This window comes from Pseudoalteromonas sp. SG45-3, assembly GCF_014164075.1.
Lineage (GTDB): Bacteria > Pseudomonadota > Gammaproteobacteria > Enterobacterales > Alteromonadaceae > Pseudoalteromonas > Pseudoalteromonas distincta.
In genome coordinates, this window is the sequence record NZ_JACJEN010000043.1 from 1 (window position 1) to 2,708 (window position 2,708).

4 protein-coding genes are annotated in these 2,708 nt (G+C 38.2%); 2 read left to right on the forward strand and 2 right to left on the reverse strand.

What is annotated here, in order from left to right; all coding sequences use genetic code 11:
* The first annotated feature begins 403 nt into the window (after positions 1 to 403).
* Entirely contained in the window at positions 404 to 949 is a 546-nt protein-coding gene (locus H5126_RS21085) for a gamma carbonic anhydrase family protein (RefSeq protein ID WP_002959868.1), read from the forward strand.
* Here the strand turns inward: H5126_RS21085 and H5126_RS21090 are convergent.
* Both H5126_RS21090 and aroE read right to left on the reverse strand, forming a co-directional pair.
* Complete coding sequence (locus H5126_RS21090; protein ID WP_004335144.1) at positions 941 to 1,195, reverse strand: DUF1488 family protein; 255 nt, start codon at positions 1,193 to 1,195, stop codon at positions 941 to 943. The two genes, H5126_RS21085 and H5126_RS21090, sit on opposite strands and share 9 nt — an antisense overlap.
* On the reverse strand, positions 1,192 to 2,016 hold the full coding sequence (gene aroE / locus H5126_RS21095) for a shikimate dehydrogenase (protein WP_182721536.1): 825 nt from the start codon (positions 2,014 to 2,016) through the stop codon (positions 1,192 to 1,194). Before aroE ends, H5126_RS21090 begins: the two co-directional genes overlap by 4 nt.
* 53 nt (positions 2,017 to 2,069) lie before the next feature.
* Between aroE and H5126_RS21100 the strand changes: the two genes are divergently transcribed.
* Positions 2,070 to 2,507: a group II truncated hemoglobin gene (locus H5126_RS21100; RefSeq protein ID WP_004335148.1), complete on the forward strand. Its 438-nt coding sequence runs from the start codon at positions 2,070 to 2,072 to the stop codon at positions 2,505 to 2,507.
* Positions 2,508 to 2,708 lie beyond the last annotated feature (201 nt).

A 2,708-nucleotide genomic window follows, 5' to 3' on the forward strand; every position in this document is an offset into this window, starting at 1 on the left:
CGAGTGCCCACACAGATGATTGCTTTATATTGTTAAAGAACGTTTTGAGTCGCTTTAGCGTCTCAAGGGATGCGAATAATACACCCTTTATTTTTCGAGTCAACACTTTGTTTTAAACTTTCTTTCGACAATTTAAAACCGAAGTTTTATTTAACTCTCTGAGTAGTTCGTGCCTTGCTATGCTTCAGCGTTTCCCGTCTCAGTGGGGTCGCATTATAGGGAGAACAGATTTTTACGCAAGTACTTTTTTAAAGAAAAAGTAAAAAAAGATGCTGTTCGGTCAGTATCTGAACTAAACCCCCTAAAACTGATAGTTTTGTAACCAAACGGTGCCTGTTATGGTACAAAAAAGACCTTGCTGATACACTCAAAGCTAATAACTATTATCTAAAAGGTACTAAATATGGCAATCCGTTCTTATAAAGGTGTAACTCCTTCGTTTAATTCGTCTGTTTATATTGATGAGTCATCAGTTTTGGTTGGTGATATTACTTTAGGTGATAATAGTAGTGTTTGGCCTTTAGTAGCAGCCCGAGGCGATGTTAACTATATACGTATTGGTAAACGCTCCAATATACAAGATGGCAGTGTATTGCATTTATCTCGTGCAACTAAAAGCAATCCAGATGGTTATCCACTTATTATAGGTGACGATGTAACTGTAGGTCATAAGGTAATGCTGCACGGATGTATATTAGGAAACCGTATACTTGTAGGTATGGGCGCTATTATTATGGATAACGTGGTTGTTGAAGATGATGTAATTATAGGTGGCGGCTCTTTGGTACCACCAAACAAACGCTTAGAGTCTGGTTACTTATATGTAGGGAGTCCGGCTAAGCAAGCCCGCCCTCTAACGGAGCAAGAACTTGCCTTTTTAAAAATATCTGCCGATAACTATGTATCACTTAAAGATGAGTACTTAGCTGAAATAGCTAATTTAAGTTAATAAACTTACTTCAATTTGGCCTGCCGAGTTATAGCTCTCTTCTTCGATAAGCTCCTCGGCACGTTCTTCGTAATCAAAACGATACTTTTCAAAATACTCTGTTGCGTGACTTTCGTCTGTTAGTTTAAGTGTATTTACTTCTATTACACACTCCACCAGCATGCCACTAACTTGTGCAAAAAATACTAACTGATGATCGGGCTCTCTAAACTCTAGCCTATCTATAAATTGTATTGCCTGATTCATTTAAGCGTTCCTTGTTTGAGCGCATCAACGACGGGAAGTATTTTTGGCATTTTATTACGCCATACATAATATGCTTGAGCAGCTTGACCAACTAACATGCCACTGCCATCTAAAAGCTTAGCGTTAATATTATGCTGTGCAACCCAATTCATAAAAATGGTATTTTGCAGTGAATAAAACATGTCATAAGCGACTTCACAGTTAATTATGTGTTTTTTATCAAGTGCTGGAAGTTCGTTATTCATACTGCTAGAGGTAGAGTTTATAATTAGTGAGTAATCGCTTACTGGTAAATCATCAAAACCAAAGCCAGATACTGGTCCATATTGGGTAAACAGCTCTGCGAGTTCTTTGGCTTTTTGTGCTGTGCGATTAACTATTATTATTTCCTGAGGGTTATGCTCTAACAAAGGTAAAATAACCCCTCGAGCAGCACCGCCCGCACCTATGATTAAAATGCGTTTATTAGTTATGGCTACTTCATTAGCGAGTAAATCATTTACAAAGCCCACACCATCGGTGTTATCACCGAGTAATGAGCCATCATCTCGTTTTTTTAGTGTATTAACAGCCCCTACTATTTTGGCTAATGGGGTAAGCTCATCAGCCATTGCATAAGCTTGCTCTTTAAATGGCATTGTAACATTAGCACCCACACCGCCTTGCTCAAAAAAAGACAATACTGTTTTTTCAAAGTTATCGATAGGTGCTAATATTGCGCGATAGTCGATTTGCTCACCCAGTGATACAGCAAATTGTTTATGTATCGCGGGGGATTTTGAATGTTTAATTGGATTTCCAAAAACCGCATATTTGTCCATTTTAAAGCAACCTCTTTGCAGCTATAAACTGCCTATTAACAATGATAAGTAATATGATTAAACGACTTTTTTCTAAATCTAAGCCGGCTCCCGAGCAACAGGCTCCTACTCCTGAAAAAACACCGTATGAAATAATAGGTGGAGAGAAAGGGGCGCGAGCTATCTCCAATCGATTCTACGACATAATGGAGTCAGATGAATACGCTAAACCGTTATATGATATGCATCCTCTGCCATTAGATCGAATTCGCCAAGTATTTTTTGAATTTTTATCTGGTTGGTTAGGCGGGCCAAACCTATTTACTGAAAAACATGGCCAGCCAATGCTACGTAAAAGACATATGCCTTTTACTGTAGATAAAGCATTGCGCGATCAGTGGATGTACTGCATGAATAAAACGCTGGATATAGAAATAGACAATCCGTTGTTACGTGAAGGCTTAAAGCAATCATTCTCTCAACTAGCAACGCACATGATCAATCAGCATTAAATTTATATTTAGCCATAATGCAAAAAGCCGCTTTACAGCTGTCTCTTATACACAAATCCCTGCTAAGAAATTAGCGGGGATTTTTTTGAACTAAATCTCAATGTCATGATCAGATCTTCAAATCTTGTTTGAGGGCACATTATGATTAACGAACATACTCATTGGGCAAAACAACAATTCGGTAAATCGGACTTAGGTGAT